The 24,992-nt window shown below is 61.3% G+C and carries 24 protein-coding genes; 7 read left to right on the top strand and 17 right to left on the bottom strand.

Going from position 1 to position 24,992, the window contains the following annotated elements:
* The first annotated feature begins 19 nt into the window (after nucleotides 1-19).
* From AC07TV_RS12225 to AC07TV_RS12210, 4 genes are all read left to right on the top strand, one after another.
* Nucleotides 20-847 carry an ExeA family protein gene (locus AC07TV_RS12225; RefSeq protein ID WP_494648631.1) on the top strand — a complete coding sequence of 276 codons (828 nt, stop codon included), beginning with the start codon at nucleotides 20-22 and terminating at the stop codon, nucleotides 845-847.
* A 1-nt stretch (nucleotide 848) separates the two neighbouring features.
* Nucleotides 849-1,943, top strand: coding sequence for a tetratricopeptide repeat protein (locus AC07TV_RS12220; protein WP_494648630.1), 1,095 nt, complete (start codon nucleotides 849-851; stop codon nucleotides 1,941-1,943).
* Nucleotides 1,944-2,017: 74 nt separating this feature from the next.
* Complete coding sequence (locus AC07TV_RS12215) at nucleotides 2,018-2,176, top strand: hypothetical protein (protein ID WP_494648629.1); 159 nt, start codon at nucleotides 2,018-2,020, stop codon at nucleotides 2,174-2,176.
* A 73-nt stretch (nucleotides 2,177-2,249) separates the two neighbouring features.
* Nucleotides 2,250-2,936, top strand: coding sequence for a DUF3334 family protein (locus tag AC07TV_RS12210; RefSeq protein WP_494648628.1), 687 nt, complete (start codon nucleotides 2,250-2,252; stop codon nucleotides 2,934-2,936).
* 33 nt (nucleotides 2,937-2,969) lie between these two features.
* Here the strand turns inward: AC07TV_RS12210 and AC07TV_RS12205 are convergent, their stop codons facing one another.
* The 7 genes from AC07TV_RS12205 to AC07TV_RS12175 are packed head-to-tail and all read right to left on the bottom strand — an operon-like array spanning nucleotide 2,970 to nucleotide 9,685.
* Nucleotides 2,970-3,602, bottom strand: coding sequence for a DUF2238 domain-containing protein (locus AC07TV_RS12205; RefSeq protein ID WP_494648627.1), 633 nt, complete (start codon nucleotides 3,600-3,602; stop codon nucleotides 2,970-2,972).
* 1 nt (nucleotide 3,603) lies between these two features.
* On the bottom strand, nucleotides 3,604-5,421 hold the full coding sequence (gene recQ, locus AC07TV_RS12200) for a DNA helicase RecQ (protein ID WP_494648626.1): 1,818 nt from the start codon (nucleotides 5,419-5,421) through the stop codon (nucleotides 3,604-3,606).
* Between the two features lie 34 nt (nucleotides 5,422-5,455).
* On the bottom strand, nucleotides 5,456-6,175 hold the full coding sequence (locus AC07TV_RS12195) for a UDP-2,3-diacylglucosamine diphosphatase (protein WP_494648625.1): 720 nt from the start codon (nucleotides 6,173-6,175) through the stop codon (nucleotides 5,456-5,458).
* Nucleotides 6,172-6,669: a peptidylprolyl isomerase gene (locus tag AC07TV_RS12190; protein ID WP_226404141.1), complete on the bottom strand. Its 498-nt coding sequence runs from the start codon at nucleotides 6,667-6,669 to the stop codon at nucleotides 6,172-6,174. The genes AC07TV_RS12195 and AC07TV_RS12190 overlap by 4 nt, the downstream gene beginning before the upstream one ends.
* Nucleotides 6,670-6,678: 9 nt before the next feature.
* Nucleotides 6,679-7,251 carry a peptidylprolyl isomerase gene (locus AC07TV_RS12185; protein WP_494648739.1) on the bottom strand — a complete coding sequence of 191 codons (573 nt, stop codon included), beginning with the start codon at nucleotides 7,249-7,251 and terminating at the stop codon, nucleotides 6,679-6,681.
* Complete coding sequence (locus AC07TV_RS12180) at nucleotides 7,251-8,546, bottom strand: L,D-transpeptidase family protein (RefSeq protein ID WP_494648624.1); 1,296 nt, start codon at nucleotides 8,544-8,546, stop codon at nucleotides 7,251-7,253. Before AC07TV_RS12180 ends, AC07TV_RS12185 begins: the two co-directional genes overlap by 1 nt.
* On the bottom strand, nucleotides 8,543-9,685 hold the full coding sequence (locus AC07TV_RS12175; protein ID WP_494648623.1) for a nuclear transport factor 2 family protein: 1,143 nt from the start codon (nucleotides 9,683-9,685) through the stop codon (nucleotides 8,543-8,545). The genes AC07TV_RS12180 and AC07TV_RS12175 overlap by 4 nt, the downstream gene beginning before the upstream one ends.
* A 104-nt stretch (nucleotides 9,686-9,789) precedes the next feature.
* Here AC07TV_RS12175 and cysS point away from each other — a divergent pair, with 104 nt between their 5' ends.
* Entirely contained in the window at nucleotides 9,790-11,160 is a 1,371-nt protein-coding gene (gene cysS, locus AC07TV_RS12170) for a cysteine--tRNA ligase (RefSeq protein WP_494648622.1), read from the top strand.
* Between the two features lie 71 nt (nucleotides 11,161-11,231).
* Here the strand turns inward: cysS and AC07TV_RS12165 are convergent, their stop codons facing one another.
* From AC07TV_RS12165 to grpE, 4 genes are all read right to left on the bottom strand, one after another.
* The gene (locus AC07TV_RS12165; protein WP_494648621.1) at nucleotides 11,232-12,371 is read right to left on the bottom strand and encodes an ABC transporter substrate-binding protein; all 1,140 of its coding nucleotides are present in this window, start codon (nucleotides 12,369-12,371) and stop codon (nucleotides 11,232-11,234) included.
* Between the two features lie 280 nt (nucleotides 12,372-12,651).
* Complete coding sequence (gene dnaJ, locus AC07TV_RS12160; RefSeq protein ID WP_494648620.1) at nucleotides 12,652-13,779, bottom strand: molecular chaperone DnaJ; 1,128 nt, start codon at nucleotides 13,777-13,779, stop codon at nucleotides 12,652-12,654.
* A gap of 83 nt (nucleotides 13,780-13,862) precedes the next feature.
* On the bottom strand, nucleotides 13,863-15,800 hold the full coding sequence (gene dnaK, locus AC07TV_RS12155) for a molecular chaperone DnaK (protein ID WP_494648619.1): 1,938 nt from the start codon (nucleotides 15,798-15,800) through the stop codon (nucleotides 13,863-13,865).
* Between the two features lie 119 nt (nucleotides 15,801-15,919).
* Nucleotides 15,920-16,477, bottom strand: coding sequence for a nucleotide exchange factor GrpE (gene grpE / locus AC07TV_RS12150; protein ID WP_494648618.1), 558 nt, complete (start codon nucleotides 16,475-16,477; stop codon nucleotides 15,920-15,922).
* Nucleotides 16,478-16,626: 149 nt separating this feature from the next.
* Between grpE and AC07TV_RS12145 the strand changes: the two genes are divergently transcribed.
* Nucleotides 16,627-17,478 (top strand): hypothetical protein, encoded by an 852-nt coding sequence (locus AC07TV_RS12145; RefSeq protein ID WP_494648617.1) that lies wholly within the window; start codon nucleotides 16,627-16,629, stop codon nucleotides 17,476-17,478.
* Between the two features lie 144 nt (nucleotides 17,479-17,622).
* Complete coding sequence (locus tag AC07TV_RS12140) at nucleotides 17,623-18,990, top strand: protein kinase domain-containing protein (RefSeq protein ID WP_494648616.1); 1,368 nt, start codon at nucleotides 17,623-17,625, stop codon at nucleotides 18,988-18,990.
* Between the two features lie 44 nt (nucleotides 18,991-19,034).
* Here the strand turns inward: AC07TV_RS12140 and AC07TV_RS12135 are convergent, their stop codons facing one another.
* Genes AC07TV_RS12135 through AC07TV_RS12110 form a run of 6 tightly spaced genes read right to left on the bottom strand, consistent with a single transcriptional unit; the run spans nucleotide 19,035 to nucleotide 24,959 of the window.
* Nucleotides 19,035-20,654 carry a methyl-accepting chemotaxis protein gene (locus AC07TV_RS12135; protein WP_494648615.1) on the bottom strand — a complete coding sequence of 540 codons (1,620 nt, stop codon included), beginning with the start codon at nucleotides 20,652-20,654 and terminating at the stop codon, nucleotides 19,035-19,037.
* A gap of 32 nt (nucleotides 20,655-20,686) precedes the next feature.
* Nucleotides 20,687-21,742, bottom strand: coding sequence for an SPM autocatalytic domain-containing protein (locus tag AC07TV_RS12130; protein ID WP_494648614.1), 1,056 nt, complete (start codon nucleotides 21,740-21,742; stop codon nucleotides 20,687-20,689).
* 56 nt (nucleotides 21,743-21,798) lie between these two features.
* Nucleotides 21,799-22,245 carry a thioredoxin TrxC gene (gene trxC / locus AC07TV_RS12125; protein ID WP_494648613.1) on the bottom strand — a complete coding sequence of 149 codons (447 nt, stop codon included), beginning with the start codon at nucleotides 22,243-22,245 and terminating at the stop codon, nucleotides 21,799-21,801.
* Nucleotides 22,246-22,296: 51 nt separating this feature from the next.
* A complete protein-coding gene (hemH, locus tag AC07TV_RS12120; RefSeq protein WP_494648612.1) occupies nucleotides 22,297-23,400 on the bottom strand; it encodes a ferrochelatase in 1,104 nt (367 codons plus the stop codon).
* Nucleotides 23,400-24,428 (bottom strand): heat-inducible transcriptional repressor HrcA, encoded by a 1,029-nt coding sequence (hrcA, locus tag AC07TV_RS12115; protein ID WP_494648611.1) that lies wholly within the window; start codon nucleotides 24,426-24,428, stop codon nucleotides 23,400-23,402. The genes hemH and hrcA overlap by 1 nt, the downstream gene beginning before the upstream one ends.
* 42 nt (nucleotides 24,429-24,470) lie before the next feature.
* The gene (locus AC07TV_RS12110) at nucleotides 24,471-24,959 is read right to left on the bottom strand and encodes an acyl-CoA thioesterase (protein WP_494648610.1); all 489 of its coding nucleotides are present in this window, start codon (nucleotides 24,957-24,959) and stop codon (nucleotides 24,471-24,473) included.
* Between the last annotated feature and the right edge of the window lie 33 nt (nucleotides 24,960-24,992).

Raw genomic sequence — 24,992 nt, 5'->3', positions numbered from 1 at the left:
GTAGCGGAGGAAGGCAGCGTTGTATCTCGACCATTTCGGCCTGAGCGAACTGCCCTTCGGTATCACGCCGGACACCAGTTACACCGTCATTACGCGCAGCCACCAGGAGGCGCTCAATACGCTGCTCGTCGCGCTCAGCAGTGGCGAAGGCTTCATCAAGATTACTGGCGAAGTCGGCACCGGCAAGACCTTGCTCTGCCGCCGCCTGCTGCAGGCGTTGCCCGAGGGCAGCGTTTCAGCCTACCTGCCCAATCCCTATCTGGCACCGCGCACCCTGCAACTGGCTTTGGCCGAGGAGTTGGGGCTGGAAGTGAGCGCTGACAGCGACGACTATCACCTGTTGCAGAGCGTCAATCGGGCGCTGCTTGAACACGCGGCAGCGGATCGTCAGGTTGTTGTCTGCATCGACGAGGCGCAGGCGATGCCGCTCGAAACGCTCGAGTCCTTGCGCCTGCTGTCGAATCTGGAAACCGAGAAACGCAAGTTGTTGCAGATTGTCCTTTTCGGCCAGCCCGAGCTTGATCGCAAGCTGGCCGAACCGTCGGTTCGCCAACTGCTCCAACGCATTGCCTTTCATTACCGGATCGGCGGGCTGGCTCGCGAAGAGGTGGCCAATTATCTGGCGCATCGTCTGCGCGTTGCCGGTTACCGTGGCGAGGATGTTTTCGGGCCACGCGCCGTGCGCTGCCTGCACAAGGCCAGCCGGGGCACGCCGCGCTTGCTGAATATTCTCGCCCACAAGTCGTTGCTCGCCGTTTTCGGCGAGGGAAAACATGCCGTGCGCGCTGGCCATGTGCGCCGCGCGGCGGCCGATACCGAAGGCGCGGCCTCGGCCGGATGGTGGTGATATGAGCCTGATCAACGACATGCTGCGCAACATCGAGGCCAAGCGCCCCGATGATCCGGCCCGGCAAAACCTGCAGCGTGAAATCCGTTCCCTGCCGGCTGCTCCCTCAGGTGCCGGGCGCTGGCTGAAGCTCTTGCTGCTGATCGGTGTGCCGGTGCTCGGCGCTGCCGTGCTGCACGCCAACGGGCAGTTGCTGCCCTTGCTTGGTCTCGACACGGTGCAGTACGTGGCACCGGTCCCGGCCGTCGTGCCTCCGCCGCCTCCTGCGCTGGCGCCAACTGCAGTGGCCAGCCCGGCGGTTGACGCGGCGCCCGTTGCGGAAAGTGATCTGCGTCTGGCATCGAATCTGGCCATACTCCCCTTGCCGGCTGAGCCGGTGCTGGCCGTGCCAGACCCCATTGTCCCGCTGGCGCCGACCCCGTTGGCCAAAGCCGAGGCGGTGACTGCTCCGGCGCCGGTTTCCGCACCTGTTGCCGCTTCGCCGGCGGCACCTGTCGGACCGGTCAAGATCGAGAAAAGTCCCGTGCTGGCGACGCCGCGCGACCGCGCCGATGCCGAATATCGCAAGGCGGAAAATGCCTTGGCGGCAGGGCGCAGCGCCGAGGCTGTCGATGGTCTGAAAGCCGCGCTCAAGCAGGACCCCGGCTATGTCCAGGTGCGCCAGATGTTGCTGCGCCAGTTGCTCGAAATGCGCAAGATCGAGGAGGCGATGACGGTCCTGCAGGATGGTCTCGAACTCCAGCCGGCGCAGATCGGTTGGGCAATGTCACTGGCCCGCCTGCAACTTGAGCAGCATGACGTTGCGGCGGCTGATCGGACGCTGGCCAAATCGCAGGTTTATGCCGAAGCCAGCGCCGACTATGCCGGCTTTCAGGGCCACGTCAAATCCCGCCTTGGCGTCAATCGCCAGGCTGTAACGCATTACCAGCGGGCCACCCGTTTGGCGCCCAACGAAGGTCGTTGGTGGCTAGGTCTGGGTCTGGCTCTGGAAGCCGACGGGCGTATCACCGAGGCCAAGGAGGCCATGCGCCGCAGCATCGCCACGGCGACGCTGTCCGTCGAGTTGTCGGCTGTCGCCGAGCAGCATCTGCGCTGAGGATCGACGGAGTGACGGGTTTCGGCCTGATTCAGCGATTTCGAATTTTGTGCTTTTTCCCGGTTGACCGTGGGATGCCCTCACTGGCGGCCAATGCTACCAATTTCGGTGGTCTTGGAATCCTCAGCGGCGTGCTGCTTCAGGTCAGTTTCGTCAAGATATTGGTCAAGACCAGTGTCGGCAAGATGAACAAGCGACTGATGCGAGCCGATCCATCCGTTTTGTGCAACTAACTCTCTGGCGAGTGCGGTCCGGCCGCGCTCGTGATATACATTCCCTGTTCATTTATCCAGAAAACCAAGAACCATGACCCTGCACGAAAGCCCCGTCGTTTACGGTACCGAAGACATCCTGCGCAGCTTGTGCAATTCGGTGACCAAGGTGTTGACCATCGCCACCCAGAGCCAGATTCACTATTCCGGCATGGTCCAGCGCATCACCAAGACCTGCCTGAAGCCGGACATTGGCTGCTTCGTGCTGTTCGATGGCGGCTTTTCCGGGCTGGTCGTCACCAACTTCTCGGCCGCGGCGGCGATGGAGCTCTACGAGAGCTACATGCTGAGCATGGGCATGGCCAAGGACGAGCTGGCCAGTTCGCATACCTCGGACGAGGTGGCGAACGTCATGGGCGAACTGATGAACCAGATCGTCGGCGATTTCACCGGCAAGGTGGCGCGCGAGCTGCAGACGCACATCACGCAGAACCAGCCGAAAATGCTGGCCCTGACCAAGCAGGTCATGCTCAGCGTCGATACCAATCTCGACAAGCCGGAAGCGCGCCGCGTGACCTTCTTTACCGGCCGCAACAACATCTTTTATCTCGAACTGGCCATCGACCGTACCGAGTTCATCAAGCTCAACGACTTCGAGAGCGAAGAGACCGATCCGGATGCGCTGATCGAGCAGGCCAACGCGGCGAGCCCCGCCGCCGTGCCGCCGGCGAGTACCGAGGCCAGCGATCAGGCCGATTTCCTCAAATCGCTCGGGATGTAGTTGCTGGCGATGGCTGGCCGTGGACTTCCACGGTCAACCGGAAATTTTGCCCAATTTTGAAAGCTTTGCCAGCTGCCGGTCATGCCAGCCGGAAAGCAGGGCAATCGCCATGCTTGAGCCGATCAGTGCCATGAACATGTCCGATTGGGTGTCCCACTGGTCGCCCTGGGTGCCGAGGAATTCATCAGCGCCCTGACCCATGGCCAGCGCCGCGGCCCATTCGATGAGTTCGTAGCTGGCGCTGATCGCCATGGCGATGCAGATGCACACAAAGCCGGTCATCCGGCGGCCGACGACGTAACCGCCGCGGATCAGGACTTCACGGGCGACCATCGCCGGCACGAAGCCTTGCAGCAAATGGCCGATTTTGTCGTAGGGGTTGCGCACCGTGCCGAGCAGGTCCTGCAGCCAGAAACCGAGCGGTACGCGGGCGTAGGTGTAGGCTCCGCCGCCGATCAGAACCAGCGCATGGATGCCGATCAGGACGGTGAGCAGCATCGTCAGCGGATAGCTTTGGCGCGTGGCGATCATGAGCGGCAGGGCGATCAGCACCGGCGCCACTTCCATGACCCAGGTCGCCCGGTCGAAGGGGGCGATGCCGGAAACGATCAGCGCCGCGATGACGATTGCGGCCAGCGTGGCGTTGAACCGGTCGCGGTTGTCCATATCAGCCCTCGTTGCGGATCAGGTCGAGCAACTCGGCGCCGTAGTGCTCGATCTTGGCGCTGCCCATGCCGGTGATGCCGGCCAGCATGCCGTGGCTGGTCGGGCGGACTTCGGCCAGTTCGCGCAGGGTCTTGTCGTGCAGGATGACGTAGGCCGGCACGGCTTGCTCCTTCGCCGTATCGCTGCGCCAGCTGCGAAGCAGCTGGAACAGTAGCTCGTCGGCCGACGACAGTTCGCTATGGACGACCGTGCTGCTGCGCGAAGACGATAAGCTGGCCTTGCGCTTGGCCGGCCGGCGCAGTTGCACCTGGCGCTGGCCCTTGAGTACTTCGCGGGCGGCGTCGGTCAGTTGCAGCGCGCCGTGTTCGGCCATGTCGACATGAACCAGTCCGGCCGCCGCCAACTGCCGGAAGACGCTCTTCCAGCCGTGGTCGTCGAGGTCGGCGCCAACGCCGAAAGTCGGCAGCTGGTCGTGGTGCCACTGCTTGATCTTTTCGGTCGCCTTGCCGCGCAGCACGTCGGTCAGGTGCGTGACGCCGAAACGCATGCCGGTGCGGAAGATGGCCGATAACGCCTTTTGCGCCGCCAGCGTGCCGTCCCATAGTTCCGGAGGCTCGATGCAGACGTCGCAGTTGCCGCAGGGCTCGCGTTCTTCGGCGAAATAATTGAGCAGGACCTGACGCCGGCAACGCGGTGCTTCGCAGTAGGAGAGCAGGGCAGTCAGGCGTTGCGATTCGAGAATCTTCTGGCCTTCGCCGGCGCCCGATTCGGCAATGCGCGCATGCTGCAAGGCGACGTCCTGCATGCCGTAGGCCATCCACGCTTCGGCTGGTTCGCCATCGCGGCCGGCGCGGCCGGTTTCCTGATAATAGGCTTCGATGCTTTTCGGCAGGTCGAGGTGAGCGACGAAACGGACGTCCGGCTTGTCGATGCCCATGCCGAAGGCGATGGTGGCGCACATGACCAGGCCTTCTTCGCGCAGGAAGCGGCGCTGGTTGGCGGCGCGTGTCGGGGCGGGCAGGCCGGCGTGGTAGGGCAGCGCCGGGTAGCCTTGGGCCGACAGCCATTCGGCCGTCTCCTCAACCTTCTTGCGCGACAGGCAATAGACGATGCCGGCCTGGCCCTTGCGCCCGGCCAGGAAACCGAGCAACTGCTTCTTGGCGTTGTCCTTCTCGACGACGGTGTAGCGGATATTCGGGCGGTCGAAGCTGGACAGGAAAACACGCGCTTCGGTCAGGCCGAGGCGGACCAGCATTTCGTTCTGCGTTGCCTTGTCGGCGGTGGCGGTCAGGGCGATGCGCGGGACGTTTGGATAGCGTTCGTGCAGCGTCGACAGCTGCAGGTATTCCGGCCGGAAATCGTGGCCCCATTGCGAGACGCAGTGCGCCTCGTCGATGGCGAACAGGGCGAGCTTGCCAGCTTCGTAGAGGGCGTCGATCATTGACAGCGTGCGGTCGATGAGCAGGCGTTCCGGGGCGATGTACACGAGGTCGATCTGGCCGGCGAACATCTGCTGCTCGATGGCCTGGGCCTCGCGCCAGTCCAGCGTCGAATTGAGGCAGGCGGCCTTGACGCCAAGCTGGGTCAGGGCATCGACCTGGTCCTGCATGAGCGCGATGAGCGGCGAAACGACAATGGCGCAGCCGGGACGGAGCAGGGCGGGAATCTGGTAGCACAGGCTCTTGCCGCCGCCGGTCGGCATGAGGACGAGCGCGTCGCCGCCGTTGCCGATGTGGTCGATGATCTCGGCCTGGGCACCGCGAAAGGCCGGATAGCCGAAGACGTCGCGCAGGATGGCGAGGGCGGAAGTGGTTCCCACGGTCAACCGGAAATTTGGGTCAAAATCGAAATGCTCACTGGATGGTTTCGCGGCTCAATTGCTCGCCATCCCAGACCAGTGCTTCGGCACGCTCTTCGTGCCAGTCGGAAAGCACCCAGCGCTCGACATGGATGCCATCGACGATGTGGTCGTGCTTTTCCGGCCGGTGCGTGTGGCCGTGGATGAAGGTGCAATAGCCGTGGTCGCGCAGGAAGTCGTCGGTAGCCGGACCGTTGAGGTCGGCGTAGACGTAGGCGTGGTCGCGTTTGCGGCGGGCGCTGCGCCAGCGGATGTAGCGGCCGAGCAGGCTGCGCAGGAAACGTGGCTTGGCGCGCATCTTCCGCTGCCATTCCGGGTCGCGCACCTTGGCCCGATAGGCCATGTAGGCGTGGTCGTCGAGGCACAGGGCGTCGCCGTGCGAGAGCACGAAGGACCACTCGGGCAGGACCAGCAAATAAGGGTCGGGCAGCAGGGTCATGCCGGCGGCCGCGGTGAATTGCTCGCCGATGGCGAAATCGCGGTTGCCGTGCATGAAGCAGATTTTCAGCCCGGCATCGCTGGCGGCGCGCAGGGCGGCCGTGATCTGTGCGGCGTAGGGGTCGTCGATATCGTCGCCGACCCAGACTTCGAACAGGTCGCCGAGGATGTACAGCGCTTCGGCCTGGCGGGCGCGGCCGGCCAGAAAGCTCAGGAACAAACGAGTCGCCCCGGGTGACCGGGGCGACAGGTGCAGATCAGAGATGAAGAAGATCAAACGATCTCGGCCTTCTCGATGATCACGTCTTCTGCCGGGACGTCCTGATGGAAGCCCTTGTTGCCGGTCTTGACGGCGCGGATCTTGTCGACGACATCAAGGCCTTCGACGACTTCGCCAAACACGCAGTAGCCCCAGCCCTGGCCGGACGGCGACTTGAAATCGAGGAAATCGTTGTCGACGGTGTTGATGAAGAACTGGGCGGTGGCCGAATGCGGGTCGTTGGTGCGCGCCATGGCGACGGTACCGCGCTTGTTCTTGAGGCCATTGGCGGCCTCGTTCTCAATCGGGGCCTGGCAGGCCTTCTGGCCCATGCCCGGCTCCATGCCACCACCCTGGATCATGAAATTCTTGATGACGCGGTGGAAGATGGTGCCGTTGTAGTGGCCGGCTTCAACGTAGGCGATGAAGTTGGCAACGGTCTTCGGGGCCTTCTCGGCGTTGAGTTCGAGCGTGATGTCGCCGTGGTTGGTGGTGAGCTTGATTTTGGACATTGGGGATCCTTATTTGTCGGAGATGATTTTGACGTTCTGGATGACAACCGGGGTCGTCGGAACGTTTTCGTAATAGCCAGCGTTGCCGGTTGGCACCTTGGCAATCTTGTCGACGACATCCATGCCCTGGGTGACCTTGCCGAAGACGGCATAGCCCCAGCCGCGCGGGTCGCCGGTGGTCTTGTGATTGAGGAAATCGTTGTTCTTGAGATTGACGAAGAACTGGACGCGCGCCGAATGCGGGTCTCCGGTGCGGGCCATGGCCACCGTGCCGCGCTCATTGGCCAGGCCATTGGTCGCTTCGTTCTTCAAAGCCGGGGTCAGCACCTTCTTCTCTTCCATGGCCATGCTGAAACCGCCGCCCTGGATCATGAAACCATCGATGACGCGGTGGAAAATAGTTGCCTCGTAGAAGCCGTGCTTGGCGTTGTAGAGGAACATTTCGACCGTTTTCGGGGCTTTGTCGGGGAACAGTTCAAGCGTGAATTTACCCAGATTGGTCGTTATTTCGACGGCCGGGGCGGCCCAAACGGCGAGAGAGACAAACAGGCCGGCGGCGAGGGCGGAAACTTTTTTCAACATCATGCACTTCCTTCGTAAATGATTTTCCACTGGTCGCCTTCACGCAGCCAGTATTGGCGCTTCTTCATCTGGTTGTTGAGGTTGTTGCTGCGGTAATCCTGGTCGAAAGTCACGACGACGACTTCTTCCTTGCCCGGATTGCGGAATACGGAGAGATTGTCGATCTTGAGCTTGATCCATTCCTTGCCGGCATTGACCTGCTTTTTCTGGGCGGAAAACTCGGCGAAATCCTGCTCGCCGGCTTTGAAACGCTTTGAATAATGCGTCAGGTAGCGCTCGGTATCGCGGCTTTCCCAGTCAGCGCGCCAGCTGTCTATCGAGTTGTTCAACTCGCTGCGCTCTTTTGCCCAGTCGTCGAGCGACAGCCACTCGACCGAGTTGCTGATGATCACCGGCGTCAGGCCGACCTGCAGGTTCTTGGCGACGACGTCGAGATCCTGGTTGGTCAGTACGACACAACCGTCGGAAGCGCGTGGCGGCCGGGCGAAGGTGTCGGACGGTGTACCGTGCAGCCAGATGCCGCTACCGCCGCGGCCCTGGCGCTTGTCCCATTCGTTGGGGTAATTGAGCGGGAAAGCCCCGTTGCCGTAGAGGTCGGCCAGCTTCTGGCGGGGCAGGTTGGCTGTGACGTGATAAACGCCGACCGGGGTTTTCTTGTCGCCCTCGGCGAGTTTTTCGGCGCCCAGCTTGCCCTGGGTGACGTAGTAGTCGGCGACGAAGCGCGGCTGACCACCGTTCTTGAGATCGTTTTCGTAGAGGTAGAGGCGCGAGCGCTTGGTGTCGACGACGATGGCGAAGCGTTGGTCCGGCTGCATCTGCAGCAGGTAGCGCGGCACGAAATCAGCCGGTGGTTTTTCGCGATAGGCGGCGAGGCGGGCGATGGCTTCGGCGCGCAGGTCGGCGACCTTGTCGGCCGGGGCGTCGTTCAGGGCGCCAAATGTGTTGATCGGTTGCTTGCGGGCCAGCAACAGGTCGCCCTTGATCAGGTGGGCCAGCCGGTAGTTCGGGTGCTGACGTAGCAGGTTTTCGGTTAGCTGGAGCGCGTTGCTCAGGCGATTGCCCTCGATTTCGGCAAAAATGCGCGTCAATGCTTCTTCCGGACCGGAGTCGGAAACGATCAGGGGCAGGGACGATCTCTGGCTGGATGCGTCCGGCGTTGTGCGCGCCAAGGCAATCGCCGAGAGTTCATTGATGGTGACAGGGGTGGTCGCCGGCTTGTCTTTAAGCCGGGCTGCTGCACCGGCGGCCAGGGCGACCGCCAGTCCGGACAGAACTAATTTACGGCCTAATTTCACCGTGCGTTTTCTTCCTTGATCAACCACTTGCTACCGGCCCGGACGAAGACCAGCGTCTTGGTCGTCGAGCTGCTCAGACCGGTTGCCTTGTAGTGCTGGCGGAACTTGGCGGTGGCCTTGTCGCCATTGATCGTGACTTGCGGCGTATCGAAGGAAACCGAGATCTTGCCGCCCTTGCCGGCGATGCGCTGTTCGCGTTCCTGTTCCCAGGCCTTGCGGCTCATGCCCTTTGGCGTGTTGAACTCATGCGCATAGGCGCCGAGGTAGGCGCGCATGTCCTTGCGTGACCAGGCATCGGCCCAGGCGTTCATGGCCTTGACGACATCTTCGCTGCCGGCGATGGCCTTGGCGGGGGCCGGGGTCGGCGCAGCAGCTGGTGCCGGCGTTGCTACGGCTGCGGCCGGAGCGGGCGCTGCGGCGATCGCTGTCGGCTTGCTGGCTGGTGAGGCTGAGGCAGCACCCGGCGTCGACGTGACGATGGTTGCGGTAGGTGCCACTGCTGCAACGGCAGGCTTGGCGACAGCGGCGGCAACCGGTGCGGCAGGAACAACCGGAGCGGCGGCAACGGGAGCCGGTTGTGGCTTGACGTTGCCCTTGCCGGAGGTGGTGATCAGGTCGCGGATCAGGGCCAGCTTGTTCTGCGTTGTCGAATTGGAGTTATCCAGTTGCAGGGCTTTGTCATAGGCCTGGCTGGCCAGCTTGGCGTAAACGTCGCCGAGGTTTTCGTAGGCGATGGCGTAGGACGGGTGAGTCCTTATGGCCATTTCGAGCGCCGTGCGGGCCTTGTCGTACTGCTTTTGCTGGGCGTAGAGCACGGCCAGGTTGTTATAGGGTTCCGGCAGTTCCGGGTAATCCTCGGAAAGCTTGGTGAAGACGCTGATGGCGTCGGCCGGCTTGTTCATCTCGGTATAGATCAGGCCTTTCAGGAACCGACCCTGGGCGTCTTTCGGGCGGCTGCTCAGGTAGGCATCGACTTTCTCGAGGGCTTGCGGGTACTGGCCCTGCTTGATCAGGCGCTGGACTTCCGGCAGGTTGTCGGCGAAAGCGGGTACGGCGAAGCTGATGGCCAGGCCAATCGCCATTGCACGCAACGTCTTGAGCTTCTGAAAACGGGGCTGGAGCAGGGAAATAGAGGTCATCGCTATGCTATACTTTTCGAGGTTATACAATCTTCCGATTCTACCAAAAATGCCGGTGATTCCATAGGGATTAGCAAGCCGGCCAAGCCCGGTTCCCTCCCCGCATGCTCAAGATATACAACTCACTCAAGCGCGAAAAACAGGTTTTTACCCCGATCGAAGCGAACAAGGTTCGCATGTATGTCTGTGGCATGACGGTCTATGATTATTGCCACCTTGGCCATGCCCGGGTCATGGTTGTCTTCGACATGGTTTATCGCTGGCTCAAGGCAAGCGGTTACGACGTGACCTATGTCCGCAACATTACCGACATCGACGACAAGATCATCAAGCGGGCCATCGAGAATGGCGAGACGATCCAGCAACTGACCAACCGTTTCATCGCCTTCATGCACGAAGATGCCGATGCGCTGGGTGTTCAGCGTCCTGACTTCGAGCCGCGGGCGACCGAGTACGTGCCGGAAATGCTTGATTTGATCGGCAAGCTCGAGGCGACCGGCCTCGCTTACCAGGCAACGGATGGCGACGTGAATTACGCGGTGCGCAAGTTCCCGGGCTACGGCAAGCTGTCCGGCAAGTCGCTTGACGATCTGCGGGCCGGCGAGCGTGTTGAGGTCGATTCGGCCAAGCAGGATCCGCTCGATTTCGTGCTCTGGAAGCATGCCAAACCCGGTGAGCCGGCTTGGGAGTCGCCGTGGGGCGAAGGTCGTCCGGGTTGGCACATCGAGTGTTCGGCCATGAGTTCGAAACTGCTCGGCAACCATTTCGACATCCACGGCGGTGGGCAGGATTTGCAGTTCCCGCATCATGAAAACGAGATCGCCCAGTCCGAAGGTGCGCACCAGTGTTCCTTCGTCAATTACTGGATGCACAACGGCTTCGTTCGCGTCGACAACGAAAAAATGTCGAAGTCGCTTGGCAATTTCTTCACGATTCGTACCGTGCTTGAGCAGTTCGATGCCGAAGTCGTCCGCTTCTTCATCCTGCGCGCTCACTACCGCAGTCCGCTGAATTATTCCGATGCTCATCTCGACGATGCCAAGCGCAGTCTGGACAGCCTGTATTTCACCTTGCGCGACGTGCCGGCGGTGGCGGTCGACATCGACTGGAACAACGATTTTGCAGCCCGTTTTGCCGCTGCGCTCAACGAGGATTTCGATTCGCATGGCGCCATTTCAGTGCTCTTCGAATTGGCTGCTGAGGCCAATCGCCAGAAGAGTGGCGAATTGTCCGGCTTGCTCAAGGCGCTGGGCGCCGTAATCGGCCTGCTCGAGCGCGAGCCGATGGCTTATCTGCAGGGCGGTGGGGCGGCTGGCGGCCTCGATGAGGCGGCTATCGAGCAGATGATTGCCGATCGGGCGGCGGCCAAGAAGGCCAGGAATTTTGCCGAGTCGGATCGTATTCGCGATGAACTGAAGGCGGCGGGTATCGCGCTGGATGATAGTCCGCAGGGAACGACCTGGCGTCGGGCCTGACTTGTCCGAGCAGTAGCCCAAATGAAAACGGCCCTGAATCGGGCCGTTTTCATTTGGGCTACTGCAAGGTCTTATTTCAGGATCTTGCCACCTTGCCCAATGACCGTCAGTTCGACAAAGCGCGAGCCCAGACGGGTGTTCGGGCCGTAGTTGATGCGGTAGCCGCCGAGGTCGGCTCCGCTCATGCTTTCCAGCGAGGCCACCAGCTTTTCGCGGCTGAGATCCTTGCCGGCCCGCTTGAGGCCTTCGATCATGGTCTTCGCCATCAGGTAGCCTTCCATGCCGTAATAGGAATAGGCGCCCTTGCTGGACAGCTTGTGATAGTCGCGGACGACCGGTACGACGTCGTTCCACGGATAGGGAACAACCTGCGAAACACCGATGCCGCGGGAGTCGGGGCCGAGTTCCTGGACGAGCAGTTCGGCGCCAACCGGCGACAAGGTCATCAGCATCGGGTGCTGGCCAAGTTTTTTCATGGCCTTGACGAAGGCGGCGGTCGGCTTGTACAGGGTGACCATGACCACCGCTTGCGGCGTCGTCTTGGCGATCGCTTCGACGGCCTTGGTAACGTCTACCGAGTTGCGTTCGACGGTGCCGACGGAAGACGGAGCCAGGTTATGTTTTTTGAGGGCAGCGGTGACGCCATCCAGACCGGATTTGCCGAAACCATCGTTCTGGTAGAAGACGGCGATATTCTTGAGGCCGAGCGAGACCATCTGGTTGACGATGACCTCGGCTTCGTCGGCGTAGCTGGCGCGGACGTTGAACATGTAGCGCGCATTGGGATTGGTGGCGAGCGACTCACGCAGGGTGGCGGCGCCGGAAATGGTGCCGACCAGCGGCACCTTGGCCGGACCGAAGACGGTGTTCATGGTTTCGGTCGTCGGGCTCGAGCCGTAGTAGGCGAGCAGCGCGAAGACATTTTTTTCCTTGATCAGCGTCTTGGTGTTGGCGACCGCGCGTTCGGTTTCGTAACCGTCGTCGAGGGCGATCAATTCGAGTTTGCGACCATTGATGCCGCCGGCCTTGTTGACCTGCTCGAAATAGGCACTGATCGTTTGCCGCATGTCCAGCCCATAGGCGCCATTCGGTCCGGACAAGGGAGCTGACATGCCGAGCGTGATCGTCGTGTCGGTGACGCCGGGGTCGGCCCAGCACATCGTGGAAAAGGCAATTGCACCAACAGCGGCCAGTCGTTTGAGGACTCGCATTGTTTTATCTCCCCCTTGATTGATCAATCGATTCTAACAGTCGGGGATATTACCGGGAACAGGGTTGGCTGGACTTTCGGCAATTTGTTCGATGCCACGGTCAACCGGGAAAAAAGGCCAAAAATGAAACAGCCCCGGGGTCCCGAAAATTCGGGAACACCGGGGCTGTGGTGCACTGTCTGGCGTTATTCGGCGAAGAAATCCTTGACCTTGTAGCTTCGACCGGCACTTCGTGCCTTAACCTGCAAGGCAGGTCAGCCTGCGCTGCAAAGTTAAGGCGTTACTCAGCAAAAAAGTCCTTAACTTTATCCATCCACGACTTGGAGCGTGGATTGTGTTTGCCGCTGTTGTCGCGACTGGACTCTTCCAGTTCGCGCAGCAGCTCCTTCTGGCGCTCGGTCAGGTTGACCGGCGTTTCGACGACGACGTGGCACATCAGGTCACCATGGGTGTGGCTGCGCACCCCCTTGATGCCCTTGCCGCGCAGGCGGAAGACCCGTCCGGACTGGGTTTCGGCCGGAATCTTGATGGCTGCGGCGCCGTCCAGCGTCGGGATTTCGATCTCGCCGCCGAGCGCGGCGGCGGTGAAGGAAATCGGCATCTCGCAATGCAGGTCGTTGTGGTCGCGGGTGAACACGGCGTGCTGCTTGAGGTGAATCTGCACGTACAGATCACCCGGCGGGCCGCCATTGACGCCATGCTCGCCTTCGCCCGAAAGCCTGATGCGATCGCCTTCATCGACCCCGGCTGGAATCTTGACGGCCAGCGTCTTGTGTTGCTTGACGCGGCCGGCGCCGTCGCAATGCTTGCATGGTTCGGCAATGAAGCGGCCGGTGCCGTGGCACTTGTGACAGGTCTGCTGGATCGAGAAGAAGCCTTGTTGCAGGCGCACCTGGCCGGATCCGCCGCAGGTCGGGCAGGTCTTCGGCTGAGTGCCGGGCTTGGCGCCGGAGCCGTTGCAGGGCTCGCAGACTTCCATGGTCGGAATGCGAATCTTGGTTTCCGTGCCGTGGGCAGCCTGTTCGAGCGTGATTTCGAGGTTGTAGCGCAGGTCGGCGCCGCGATAGATGTTCGAGCGACCACCACCGCCACCGCCGCCGCGACCGCCGAAGATTTCGTCGAAGATGCCGCCGAAGGCATCGGCAAAGCCGGCGCCACCGCCACCGCCCATGCCGGCCTGCTGGTCAAGCCCGGCATGGCCATACTGGTCGTAGGCCGAGCGTTTCCGGCTATCCGACAGGATTTCGTAGGCTTCCTTGGCTTCCTTGAACTTCTCCTCGGCCGCCGGATTGTCCGGATTGCGGTCGGGGTGATGCTTCATGGCCAGTTTGCGGTAGGCCTTCTTTATTTCTTCATCGGAGGCGTCGCGATTGACGCCAAGAATTTCGTAAAAATCGCGTTTTGACATTTCTTCTACCCGTCAAGTGACAAAGGCGCCGAGCGCCGCCGGAGATTTCCGGAAGGCTCGGCGCCGGGCTGTGGGGCCAGGAATTACTTCTTGTCCTTGTTCACTTCGGTGAATTCGGCATCGACGACATCGCCTTCAACGGTCTTTTCACCGGCTTCTGCCTGCTGACCAGCCGCACCGGCGGCAGCGCCTTCGGCCTGTTGCTGGGCGTACATTTTTTCACCCAGTTTCTGGGCCGCTGCCGACAGGGCTTCGGTCTTGGCGGTGATGGTTTCCTTGTCGCCGTCGCGCAGCACATCCTCGACATCCTTGATGGCGGCTTCGATGCTGGCTTTTTCGGCCGCGTCGAGCTTGTCGCCGTACTCGGTCATCGACTTCTTGACCATGTGCACCATGCCGTCGGCCTGGTTGCGGGCATCGGCCAATTCGTGCGCCTTCTTGTCGTCCTCGGCGTGCAGCTCGGCATCCTTGACCATGGCCTGGATTTCCGCTTCGCTCAAGCCCGAGTTGGCCTTGATGGTGATCTTGTTTTCCTTGCCGGTGGCCTTGTCCTTGGCCGTGACGTGCATGATGCCGTTGGCGTCGATGTCGAAAATGACTTCGATCTGCGGCGTGCCACGCGGAGCCGGCGGGATGCCTTCGAGGTTGAACTGGCCGAGGCTCTTGTTACCGGAAGCCACTTCGCGCTCACCCTGCAGCACGTGGATGGTCACGGCGGACTGGCTGTCGTCGGCGGTCGAGAAGACTTGCGAAGCCTTGGTCGGGATCGTCGTGTTCTTCTGGATCAGCTTGGTCATGATGCCGCCCAGGGTTTCGATACCGAGCGACAGCGGGGTGACGTCGAGGAGCAGCACGTCCTTGACTTCGCCCTGCAGCACGCCGCCCTGGATGGCTGCGCCGACAGCAACGGCTTCGTCAGGATTGACGTCCTTGCGCGGTTCCTTGCCGAAAATTTCCTTAACTTTTTCCTGAACCTTGGGCATGCGCGACTGGCCGCCGACCAGGATGATGTCGTCGATGTCGGAGATCTTGCAGCCGGCATCCTTGAGGGCCATGACGCAAGGCGCAACGGTACGCTCGACCAGTTCATCGACCAGCGATTCGAACTTGGCACGGGTAACCTTCAGTGCCAGGTGCTTCGGACCGGAAGCGTCAGCGGTGATATAGGGCAGGTTGATTTCGGTCTGCTGGCTGGAGGACAGCTCGATCTTGGCCTTTTCAGCGGCTTCTTTCAGGCGCTGCAGGGCCAGCACGTCAGCCTTGAGGTTGACGCCGGATTCTTTCTTGAATTCGTCGATGATGTAGTCGATCAGGCGCTGGTCGAAGTCTTCGCCGCCAAGGAAGGTGTCGCCGTTGGTGGCCAGAACTTCAAACTGGGTTTCGCCGTCGACATTGGCGATTTCGATGATCGAGATGTCGAAGGTGCCGCCACCGAGGTCATAAACGGCGATCTTGCGGTCGTTCTTGCTGGTCTTGTCCATGCCGAAGGCGAGAGCAGCAGCGGTCGGCTCGTTGATGATGCGCTTGACTTCCAGACCGGCGATGCGGCCGGCGTCCTTGGTCGCCTGGCGCTGGCTGTCGTTGAAGTAGGCCGGGACGGTGATGACGGCTTCGGTGACTTCTTCGCCGAGGTAATCTTCGGCGGTCTTCTTCATCTTGCGCAGCACTTCAGCTGAAACCTGCGGCGGGGCGATTTTCTTGTCGCGCGCTTCAACCCAGGCGTCGCCGTTGTCGGCCTTGACGATCTTGAAGGGCATCAGGGCGATGTCCTTCTGCACTTCCTTCTCTTCGAAGCGGCGGCCGATCAGGCGCTTGACGGCGTACAGCGTGTTCTTCGGGTTGGTCACGGCCTGGCGCTTGGCCGGGGCACCGCACAGAATCTCGCCATCTTCGGTGTAGCCGATGATGGACGGCGTGGTGCGCGCGCCTTCTGCGTTTTCGATAACCTTCGGCTGGCCGCCTTCCATGATGGCGACGCAGCTGTTGGTGGTGCCGAGGTCAATACCGATGATCTTGCCCATGATTCGTTCCTTAAAGATAAATGACTGATGTTCGTGAGTTGGGGACTTTGCCGGCGATTTCAAGCCGCTTTAGTGGCCTTCCACGGTCAACCGGAAAAATCGCCCAAAAATGAAATGTGTTATTTGCCCTTGGCGACCATGACCAGGGCCGGACGCAGCACGCGGTCGGCGATGGTGTAGCCCTTTTGCAGCACGGTGACGACGGTGTTCGGCTCCTGCTCCGAATCGACCATGCCGATGGCCTGATGCTTGTGCGGATCGAACTTCTCCCCAGTCGGGCTGACTTCGTTGAGAGCGTTCTTTTCAAAGGCGGCAACCAGTTGCTTCAGCGTCAGTTCGACGCCGGCCTTGAAGCTCTCCACGGTCTGTTCCGGCACGGCCAGTGCGGCCTCCAGACTGTCCTTGACGGCCAGCAGTTCGCCGGCAAAACGCTCGACGGCGAACTTGTGCGCCTTGGAAATGTCTTCCTGTGCACGGCGGCGAATATTCTCACCCTCGGCCTTGGCGCGCAGCCAGGCATCGTGGTGTTCGGCGGCCAGCAATTCGAGAGCGCGGAACTGCTCCTCGATGCTCGGCAGTGTGTCGGTGTGTTCTTCGACGGTTGGCTCGGCTGCAGGCGCTTCAATGGCAGGTTCGCTGCCCAGCATTGGTTCCTGACTGTTTTCAGTGTTCGACATGCATGGATCTCCCAAAAATCTGCAAGCTATCTGGGGGTGCTTTCCCGACTTTCAAGAGCCGTTCGGCAAAAAATATGGCTGATTGTGACCATCAACTTTCCGGCAAATATGCCGTTAGGAAACCAGTTGAGTCGGCCGGGGTGAAGGACATGGAATTAACAGGATTGGGTGCTACCTACGCTTTGCTGCGGGCAGCCTCGGAGGCCCGCAGCAAGGCGAGCGAAGAGCGTCAGGCCAAGCGTCTGGGCGAGATGCAGGATGCCATCAAGCGCCTGCAGGCGATGCCCACGCCAAAGCAGATGGCCAAGCAGGATGCGACGAATCGCGTCGCCATGCTGAAAAAACGGCTGGAAGCCCTGAAATCCATGCTTCTGCATGCGTCGCCCGAACAGGCCAGGGCCTTGGCCCGTGAATTGAAAAACATCGCCAAAGAGCTGTCGTCGGTGGCGAAAAGCCTGGGGAGTGGCGCTCAAGGCGCGGTTTCGGCGCCGGCCGGCGCCGAAGTGGCGAGTGGTGCGATGGATGACTCCGGTAGCGCGTCGGCCGAAGCGCAGGCGGTGGACAGCCCCACGACTGAATCAGTCGCCATCGAGGCCGCCAGTGGCGCGAGTGACACGGCTCAAGGCGATGGTGCGCAAACCAAAGCGGCGGCGGATGCTGCCATTTCATCGACCGCCATCCCGACGGATGGCCGGCAAACCACGCAGAGTGAAGGCGACGGGGATCTGCGGGCCATGCTGCAGGATGCGAAAAAGCTCCTCAAGGAAGCGATCGCGATGCTCAAAGCCAAAATGGCTCTGGCAGCCAATCAGGCCCGGGCGAGCAAGGAGGAAAAGCAGGCGAGGCTCGACCTCCTGTCGGCTGAGAAAAGCCTGGCTGAAATCGACAAATCCTTATCTCAAGGTGGAGGCGAGTTGTACTCGGCGCAGGGCGACCTCGGACTGGGCGGTGGGGGTGACGGGTTTGCCATCAGTGGCTTGAATGTCAATGTCGCGGCCTGAAAAGCGAAAGCCACATACGGCTGCCGATGGCGTCGTGGCCGAGCTGTCGGCAAGATGGCTGGCGCCAGGCCCGGCGACAAAACTGCTGCCGCACCTTGGCCTGCGTGCTACGATAAATTATTGATTGTTTCTGGCGAATCCTGAATGGAAAAGATCGGCAAATACCGGGTAATTAAAGAGCTGGGCAAGGGCGCGACGGCCACTGTCTACCTCTGTGACGACCCGGATGCCAACCGTCAGGTCGCCGTCAAGGTGATCCAGTTCGGTAAAGACAGTTCTGCCATGTCGCGGCGCATGCGCAAGCTGTTCCAGAACGAGGGCATGGTCTCCAAGCGACTCAACCACCCGAACATCGTGCAGGTGTATGAAGCCGTGGTTGAGCCGGACTTCGCCTATCTGGCCATGGAATATGTCGAGGGCTTCACGCTTGAGGACAGCTGCCGGATCGACAAGCTGTTGCCCATGCATCGGGCGATCAGCATCATCTTCAAGTGCTGCATGGCGCTTGATGCTGCCTATCGGCAGGGCATCATCCATCGCGACATCAAGCCGGCCAACATCATGATCGCCGCCAACGACGAGCCGAAGATCGCCGACTTCGGCCTGGCGCTGAACATGAACAAAGACATGGACCGCGACTCGACCTTCATCATGGGCGTCGGCTCGCCGGCCTACATGTCGCCGGAACAGATCAAGGGCTATCCACTCAACCAGAAGACCGACCTCTATTCGCTCGGCGTCCTGATGTTCCAGCTACTGACTGGCCGCTTGCCGTTCCGTGCCAACAACCAGGCCACCCTGGTCTATCGCATCATCAACACCGACGCGCCGGCCGTCACAGCGCTCAACCCGAACCTGCCGGAAGGCCTCAACGCCATCATGCGCCGGGCCCTGGAGAAGGATCTCTACAGCCGCTATCGGAATGGCGCAGAGATGGCCAAGGATCTCTCGGCGGTGCGCTACCAGATCCTCGAAGAGGACGAAACAGCCCAGGATACGAGGCATTTCGAGACGCTGCGCGGGCTCGACTTCTTCGTCGAGTTCGAAAACATCGAAATCTGGGAAGTGCTGCGCGTCTCGGTCTGGCGCGAAGTCCTGCCCAACGTGGCAATCATTCGTGAAGGCGAGCGCAACAAGTTCTTTGGGGTCATCATCAGCGGCTCCGTTGAAATCTCGATCGAAGGCAAGGCCTTGTGCCGCCTCGGACGCAGCGAGCCGATCGGCGAGGTGTCCTATCTGCATCCGTCCAGTGACCAGCGCTGTTCGACCGTCGTAACGCTGGAGCCGACGCTGTTCCTGGAAGTCAATGCGGCAGCGCTCGCCCTGTCCTCTGAAGAGTTGCTCGAACGCATGCGCAGTGCGCTGCTGGCCAGAATGATCAATCGCCTGCGCGAGGTTAACCGCATCGCTGCGGCGCAAGGCCAGCCGGCCGTCCAGAGCCTGACCGGCTCTATGCCCGGCGGCTCGTCGCGGCCGGGTGGCGGCCTCGATCTCGAACTGGCGCCAATGTAAAAACAGCCTCCGCAGAGGCTGTTTGGCTGGCAGGATTTAAACCCTCAAACCTTGAATCGACCAACCAGCGTAGCCAGGCCTTCGGCCAGCCGCTTGAGGTCGTGTGCCGCACCGGCCGTCTGTTCGACCGTGCCCGAGTTTTCGCGGGCCATGCCGGCAATGGCTTCGATGCTGCTTTCGACATCACCGGAGAAGCGGCGTTGCTGGTCGGTGGCTGCGGCAATCGCATCAAGGCCGTGACCGACTTCGGTGACCGAACCATTCGTTGCTTCCAGCACGTTGGACACCGAGTGAACGGCCGCCTGACTGCTTTCCAGATGCGCCATGCCGGCCTCGATACTGCGCCGGACGGCCACAGACTGGGCGCTGAGCTGGGCGGTGATGGCATCGATTTCGGTCGCCGAGCGCGACGACTTTTCGGCCAGCTTGCGAACCTCATCGGCCACGACCGCGAAACCACGTCCCTGTTCGCCGGCGCGCGCGGCCTCGATTGCCGCGTTGAGGGCCAGTAGATTGGTCTGCTCGGCGATGTCTTTCACTTCGCGGGTCATCGTCGTGATCGCTTCGGTGTTCTTGACGAAGTTGTTCACCGAGTCGGCCATTTCCGTGACGGCACGCTCGACGACGTTCATTTCGCCGAGCAGCACGCTCAGGTTGCGGCTACCCTCGGTGGCGCGGGCCAGACTTTCCTGTGACTGATGCTGGACGTGTTCGGCGCTCTGGGCAATCGAGGAAATGCTCGAAACCAGTTGTTCGACGGCCGAGGCGGCTTCGTTCGATTTCTCGTTTTGCTGATGCGAACTTTGCGTGACGCGGTCGGCGCTGTCGGAGAGTGCAGCGACGCGGGCCGAAACCTGGCTGGCCGAGTCGCGGACCTGACGGACCAGCTGGTTGAAGTTCTCCATCATTTCGTTGAAAACCTGCGCCGCCTGGCCGACTTCGTCGTTGCCCTTGATTGGCAGGCGGCGAGTGAGGTCGCCTTCACCCCGGGCAATGTCGGCGAGACCACTGCGCATGGCCTCGAGCGGCTTGCTGACGAAGTGGTTGGTGATCAGGTAGATCAGGACGAGCAGAGCGCCCAGCGCAGCCAGTGCAACGCCGGCAATCTTGATACGGAAAGCCGATACCTGCGCCTCGACCGAGTCGAGCGACACCTTCATGCTGACGACGCCGAGGACGGTTCCTTCGGGAACCTGGTGGCAGAGGATGCAGTCCTTGCCGAGATAGTTCTTCGATGCCTTGGTCGGGTTGATGACATGCAGGAAAGAGTTGCCGTTGGCGGACTCAACCGACATGTAGGGGTTGCCGGTAGCCATCACTTCTTTTTCGAGTGCATCGAGCGGACGCTTGCTCTTGGTGTCGGGGCCGTAAAGTTTGACCACGGCGTCGCTACGGGCGACCACCAGATCCTTGATGACGGAGAGCTGTTCGATCTGGTCGAGGAAGACTTCACGCTGGCCTACGGTGCCGGTCAGCATCATGCCGGTCAGTCCGGCCATGGTCATTTCGTGGATGCTCTTGGAAAAGTCCTGAGCCTGCAGGATCGCCGTCTCTCGATTGACCTGGGTGGTCCACACTATTGCTCCTGCCCAGATGATGGCCAGTACTACCCAGATGGCCGCCGTCAGGCGGATCCAAATCTTCAAATCGGCGAAGCGCGGCATGATGTCCCTCGAGTTACTGCCACCGTTTTCAGCTAGGCGGTCAGGTCTATTTGCTGGATTGTGCCAGCCGTACCCGCTTCATGCAAAAAAATTCCAGAAGTGCGAATTTGCCCGAGCAATTCATTGGCATTTGTCTTGAGGTCAAATGGCGTAGCGGTGCGGTTTAGTGCGATCGCGCCGACCCCGGCGTCGGCCAACGACTGAAGCGTCTCTTTGTCAGTTTTGTCAGGTGTCCACAGCGCCAGCTGTTTAAACGCCGCGTCGTTTTCATCGATCCAGCCGTTCTGATCGTCATCGAGCGTCGCCAATTCCTCAAACCCGTCGCCGCTGGTCGGGCCGAACAGTTCGCTGCCATTGTTGATCTTGCCGTCGCCGTTGCGATCAAAGGCCAGGAAGCCGCTGCCCGGGGTCAGGAAGTTGATGTTTTCCGTACTGTCGTCCGCATTGAGGTCGAAGGCGAAGCGCTGGTCGGTCAGTTGCGCCGCCGTGCCGGCGAAGTTAAGGACGAGCGGGTCGGTCTTGCGTGCAGCATCGCCGAGGCGGAGGCTGATATCGCTTTCTTCGTGATACTGGCGCGACATCGACAACTGCAGGTCGAACTTGATCTCGCGGCCATCGGCGGTCTTTACCGTGCCGCTGGCGGCAAAATTCGTCTGCTCGACCTCACTGTAGGATTCATGGCGGTCGTACTCGATGCCGAAGCCGGCTGGCGTCGGGCGGGCCTGTGTTCCGGTGGCCGGTGGCGCTTCGATGACTGGGGTTTCTGAACTCGGCTGGAGTTCGCTGGCATCGAAAATGCGGATCCGGTGTCCGGTCAGCAGCTCGAGCATGGAGCGAATGAAACGTAGCCGCGGATCGGCACCGAGCTCGCTATCCTCGGTTGCTTCACTGGCGCTGGCTTGGCTGGCCGCCTTGCCGGCATCAGACAGGCTGACGTTGTCGTTGCGCGCCGCTCGGGGGCGCGAATCTTCCCCGGCAAATTGCGGGCGCTGCGACCCGACCCACATTTTCAGCGATTCGCGGACTTCATGGCGCTGGACGCTGACGTGCGACGAGGCCATTTGCAGGCTGCTGCTGGCAATTTTCATGGGGGCCTCCGTCGAATGCATTGGGATGCATCATTAACGGCGGCCGTGGGGAGAAGTTAAGGTCGGTAAAGATGCGGTTGTATCCAGCGTTTCAGCGAGCCGAGGTCGAGCGCGCCGCTCTGGCGGGCGATCTCGCGGCCATTTTTAAAGATGGCCAGGGTTGGAATGCTGCGGATGCTGAAACGGGCGGCCAGTTGCTGTTCGGCTTCGGTATCGACCTTGACCAGACGGGCGTAGGGTTCGAGGTCGATGGCGGCCTGATGGAAATTGGGGGCCATCTGCCGGCACGGGCCGCACCACGGCGCCCAGAAATCGACGACGACCGGCAGGTCGTTGCGCGAGATGTGGCGGTCGAAGTTGGCGGCGGTCAGTTCGGCGGGTTCGCCAGTGAACAGCGGCTGTTTGCACTGGCCGCAGTTGGGCGAATCTTTCAATTTTTGGCCAAAAATCCGGTTGACCGTGGAACAGTGCGGACAGACGACGTGCAGGCTTTCTTCAGGCATCGGGCGCTCCAAATATCATGTTTTTCTGATATGGGTGCCCGGTGCCGGATTTCAAGAGCGGGCGCCGAATTTGATGGCTTGCCGGGCGCTGGTTTCCAGAGCGTGCGGGTCGATGGCGAGCTTGGTCGGCCAGCCGGAAAGGTGGCTTTCGACGATGTCGGCCAGTGCCTTGATCCAGGCGTCGTCTTCGTTGAGCGCCGGGATGTAGTGGTATTCCTTGCCGCCGGCTTTGAGAAAGTCGGCGCGGCCTTCCTGGGCAATTTCTTCGAGCGTTTCGAGGCAGTCGGCGACGAAGCCAGGGCAGATGATGTCGACCCGGCGGATGCCCTGCTTGCCCCATTGTTCAAGCGTCGGCGCGGTGTAGGGCTGCAGCCATTCGGCTTTGCCGAAACGTGACTGGAAGCAGATCTGGAATTGCTCGGGCTTGAGGTTCAGGCGTTCGGCCAACAGGCGCCCGGTCTTGTGACATTCGCAGAAATACGGGTCGCCGAGCATCAGGCTGCGTTTGGGCAGGCCGTGGAAACTGATGAGCAGCTTGTCGTTGTCGCCCAGCGCGCCGTTCGTCTGCCAATGCTGGCGCACCGTCTTTTCGAGCGCGGCGAGATAGCCGTCGTGGTCGTGGAAATTCCGCGTGAAGCGGATTTCAGGCTGGTTGCGGGTTTTCGTCAGCCACTGGCAGGCGTCGTCGACGACGGTCGCCGTCGTGCTCGCCGCGTATTGCGGATACATCGGCACGACGAGAATGCGGCTGGCGCCTTCGGCCTTGAGGTGGCTCAGTACGTCGGGCAGCGCCGGCGAGCCGTAGCGCATGGCCCAAGTGACGGTGACGTGATGGCCGCGCTGGCCGATCAAGCCCTTGAGCAGCTTGGCCTGACGCTCGGTATGGACGCGCAGCGGCGAACCTTCCGGCATCCAGACCGTGGCGTACTTGGCGGCCGATTTCTTTGGCCGGGTGTTGAGGATGATGCCGTTGAGGATCAGCCACCAGAGGGGCTTGGGAATTTCGACGACGCGCGGGTCGGACAAAAACTGCTTGAGGTAGCGCTTGAGGGCCGGCGCGGTCGGCGCATCCGGCGTGCCGAGATTGACGAGAACGACCGCGGTGCTGGCCGCGTTGCCGTGACGGTGCGGCGGCTCGGGAAGAAAACGGGGCATTAGTTGTCCGACTTGAAGGAGAGGGCGCTGGAAAGCAGGCGGGCGGTGATGTCGACGATGGGGATGACGCGTTCGTAGGCCATCCGGGTCGGGCCAATGACGCCGACCGAACCGACAATGCGGCCATCGACGCTGTAGGGGGCGGCGATGACGCTGCATTCGTCGAGCGGCGCAATGCCCGATTCGCCGCCGATGAAAATCTGCACGCCCTCGGCACGGTTGGAAATGTCGAGCAGGCGGACCAGGCTGGAGCGCTGTTCGAAGAGGTCGAACAGTTCGCGCAGGCGCTTCATGTTCGACGACAGTTCTTCAACATCCAGCAGGTTCCGTTCGCCGGAAATGACGTAGGGAGCGGAATTTTCGGCCATCGCAGCATCGCCGGCGTCGAGCGCCAGGGCCATGAGCGGCTTGATGTCTTCGCGCAATTGCTGGATTTCACTGGCCAGACGCTGGCGGATCTGCTCGAAATCGAGGCCGGCGAAATTCTGCGTCAGGTAATTGCCGGCACTGACCAGTTCGGACGGCGAGTAGGCCTTGTCGCTGCTGACGATGCGGTTTTGCACGTCGCCGTCGGTGGTCACAATGATGAGCAGGATGCGCTTTTCCGACAGGCTGAGGAATTCGATCTGGCGGATGCGACTGGCCTGACGGCGCGGCGCGATGACGACGCCGGCGAAGTTAGACAGGCTGGAGAGCAGTTGCGAGGCGCTGGCGATGATCTGGCTCGACGGCAGGCCGTGCAGCGATTCCTTCATCTCGCCCATCTGTCGGGCTTCGAGCGGCTGCACGGTGAGCAGGCTGTCGACAAACAGCCGGTAACCGCGCGCCGTCGGAATGCGCCCGGCCGAGGTGTGCGGGCTGGCGACGAAGCCGGCCTCTTCAAGATCGGCCATGACGTTGCGGATCGTCGCCGGCGACAGATCGAGGCCGGAAAACTTGGACAGCGCACGCGAGCCGACCGGTTGCCCGTCGGCAATGTAGTGTTCGACCAGTGTTTTCAGCAGGGTGCGCGAGCGTTCATCAAGCATGGCTGAGGATTGTACAAAAAACGGGGCAATAGCGACGGGCGATTATGGCTTGCCGCCGGGATGCAGTGCCAGGCGACGCGATTCGAATTCCTGGCGCAGTTCGCGCCGGAGCATGGCCGACTGGTAACGGCGCTTTTCCTCATCGGTAGCCGGTTCCAGCGGCGGCACGCTGGTCGCCTTGCCGCTTTCATCAACCGCCACCATGGTGAAAAAGCAACTGTTGGCATGGCGCACACTCTGTTCGCGGATGTTTTCGGTGAGCACCTTGACGCCAATTTCCATCGAGGTCCGGCCGGTGTAATTGACGGCGGCCAGAAAGGTGACCAGTTCGCCGACATGGATGGGTTGGCGGAACATCACCTGGTCGACCGACAGGGTGACGACATATTCGCCGGCATAGCGGCTGGCGCAGGCGTAGGCGACCTGATCGAGGAGCTTGAGAATGGTGCCGCCATGGACGTTGCCGGAAAAATTGGCCATGTCCGGCGTCATCAGGACGGTCATGCTGAGTTGGTGGTTGGCAAGAGGCATGGGGATTTGCGCGCAGGGTTGGTGAGTCATGTT

This window comes from Azonexus sp. GW821-FHT04F04 (assembly GCF_059420025.1).
The sequence above is the reverse complement of the archived record's forward strand: the minus strand, read 5'-3'. Positions and strand labels throughout refer to the sequence as shown.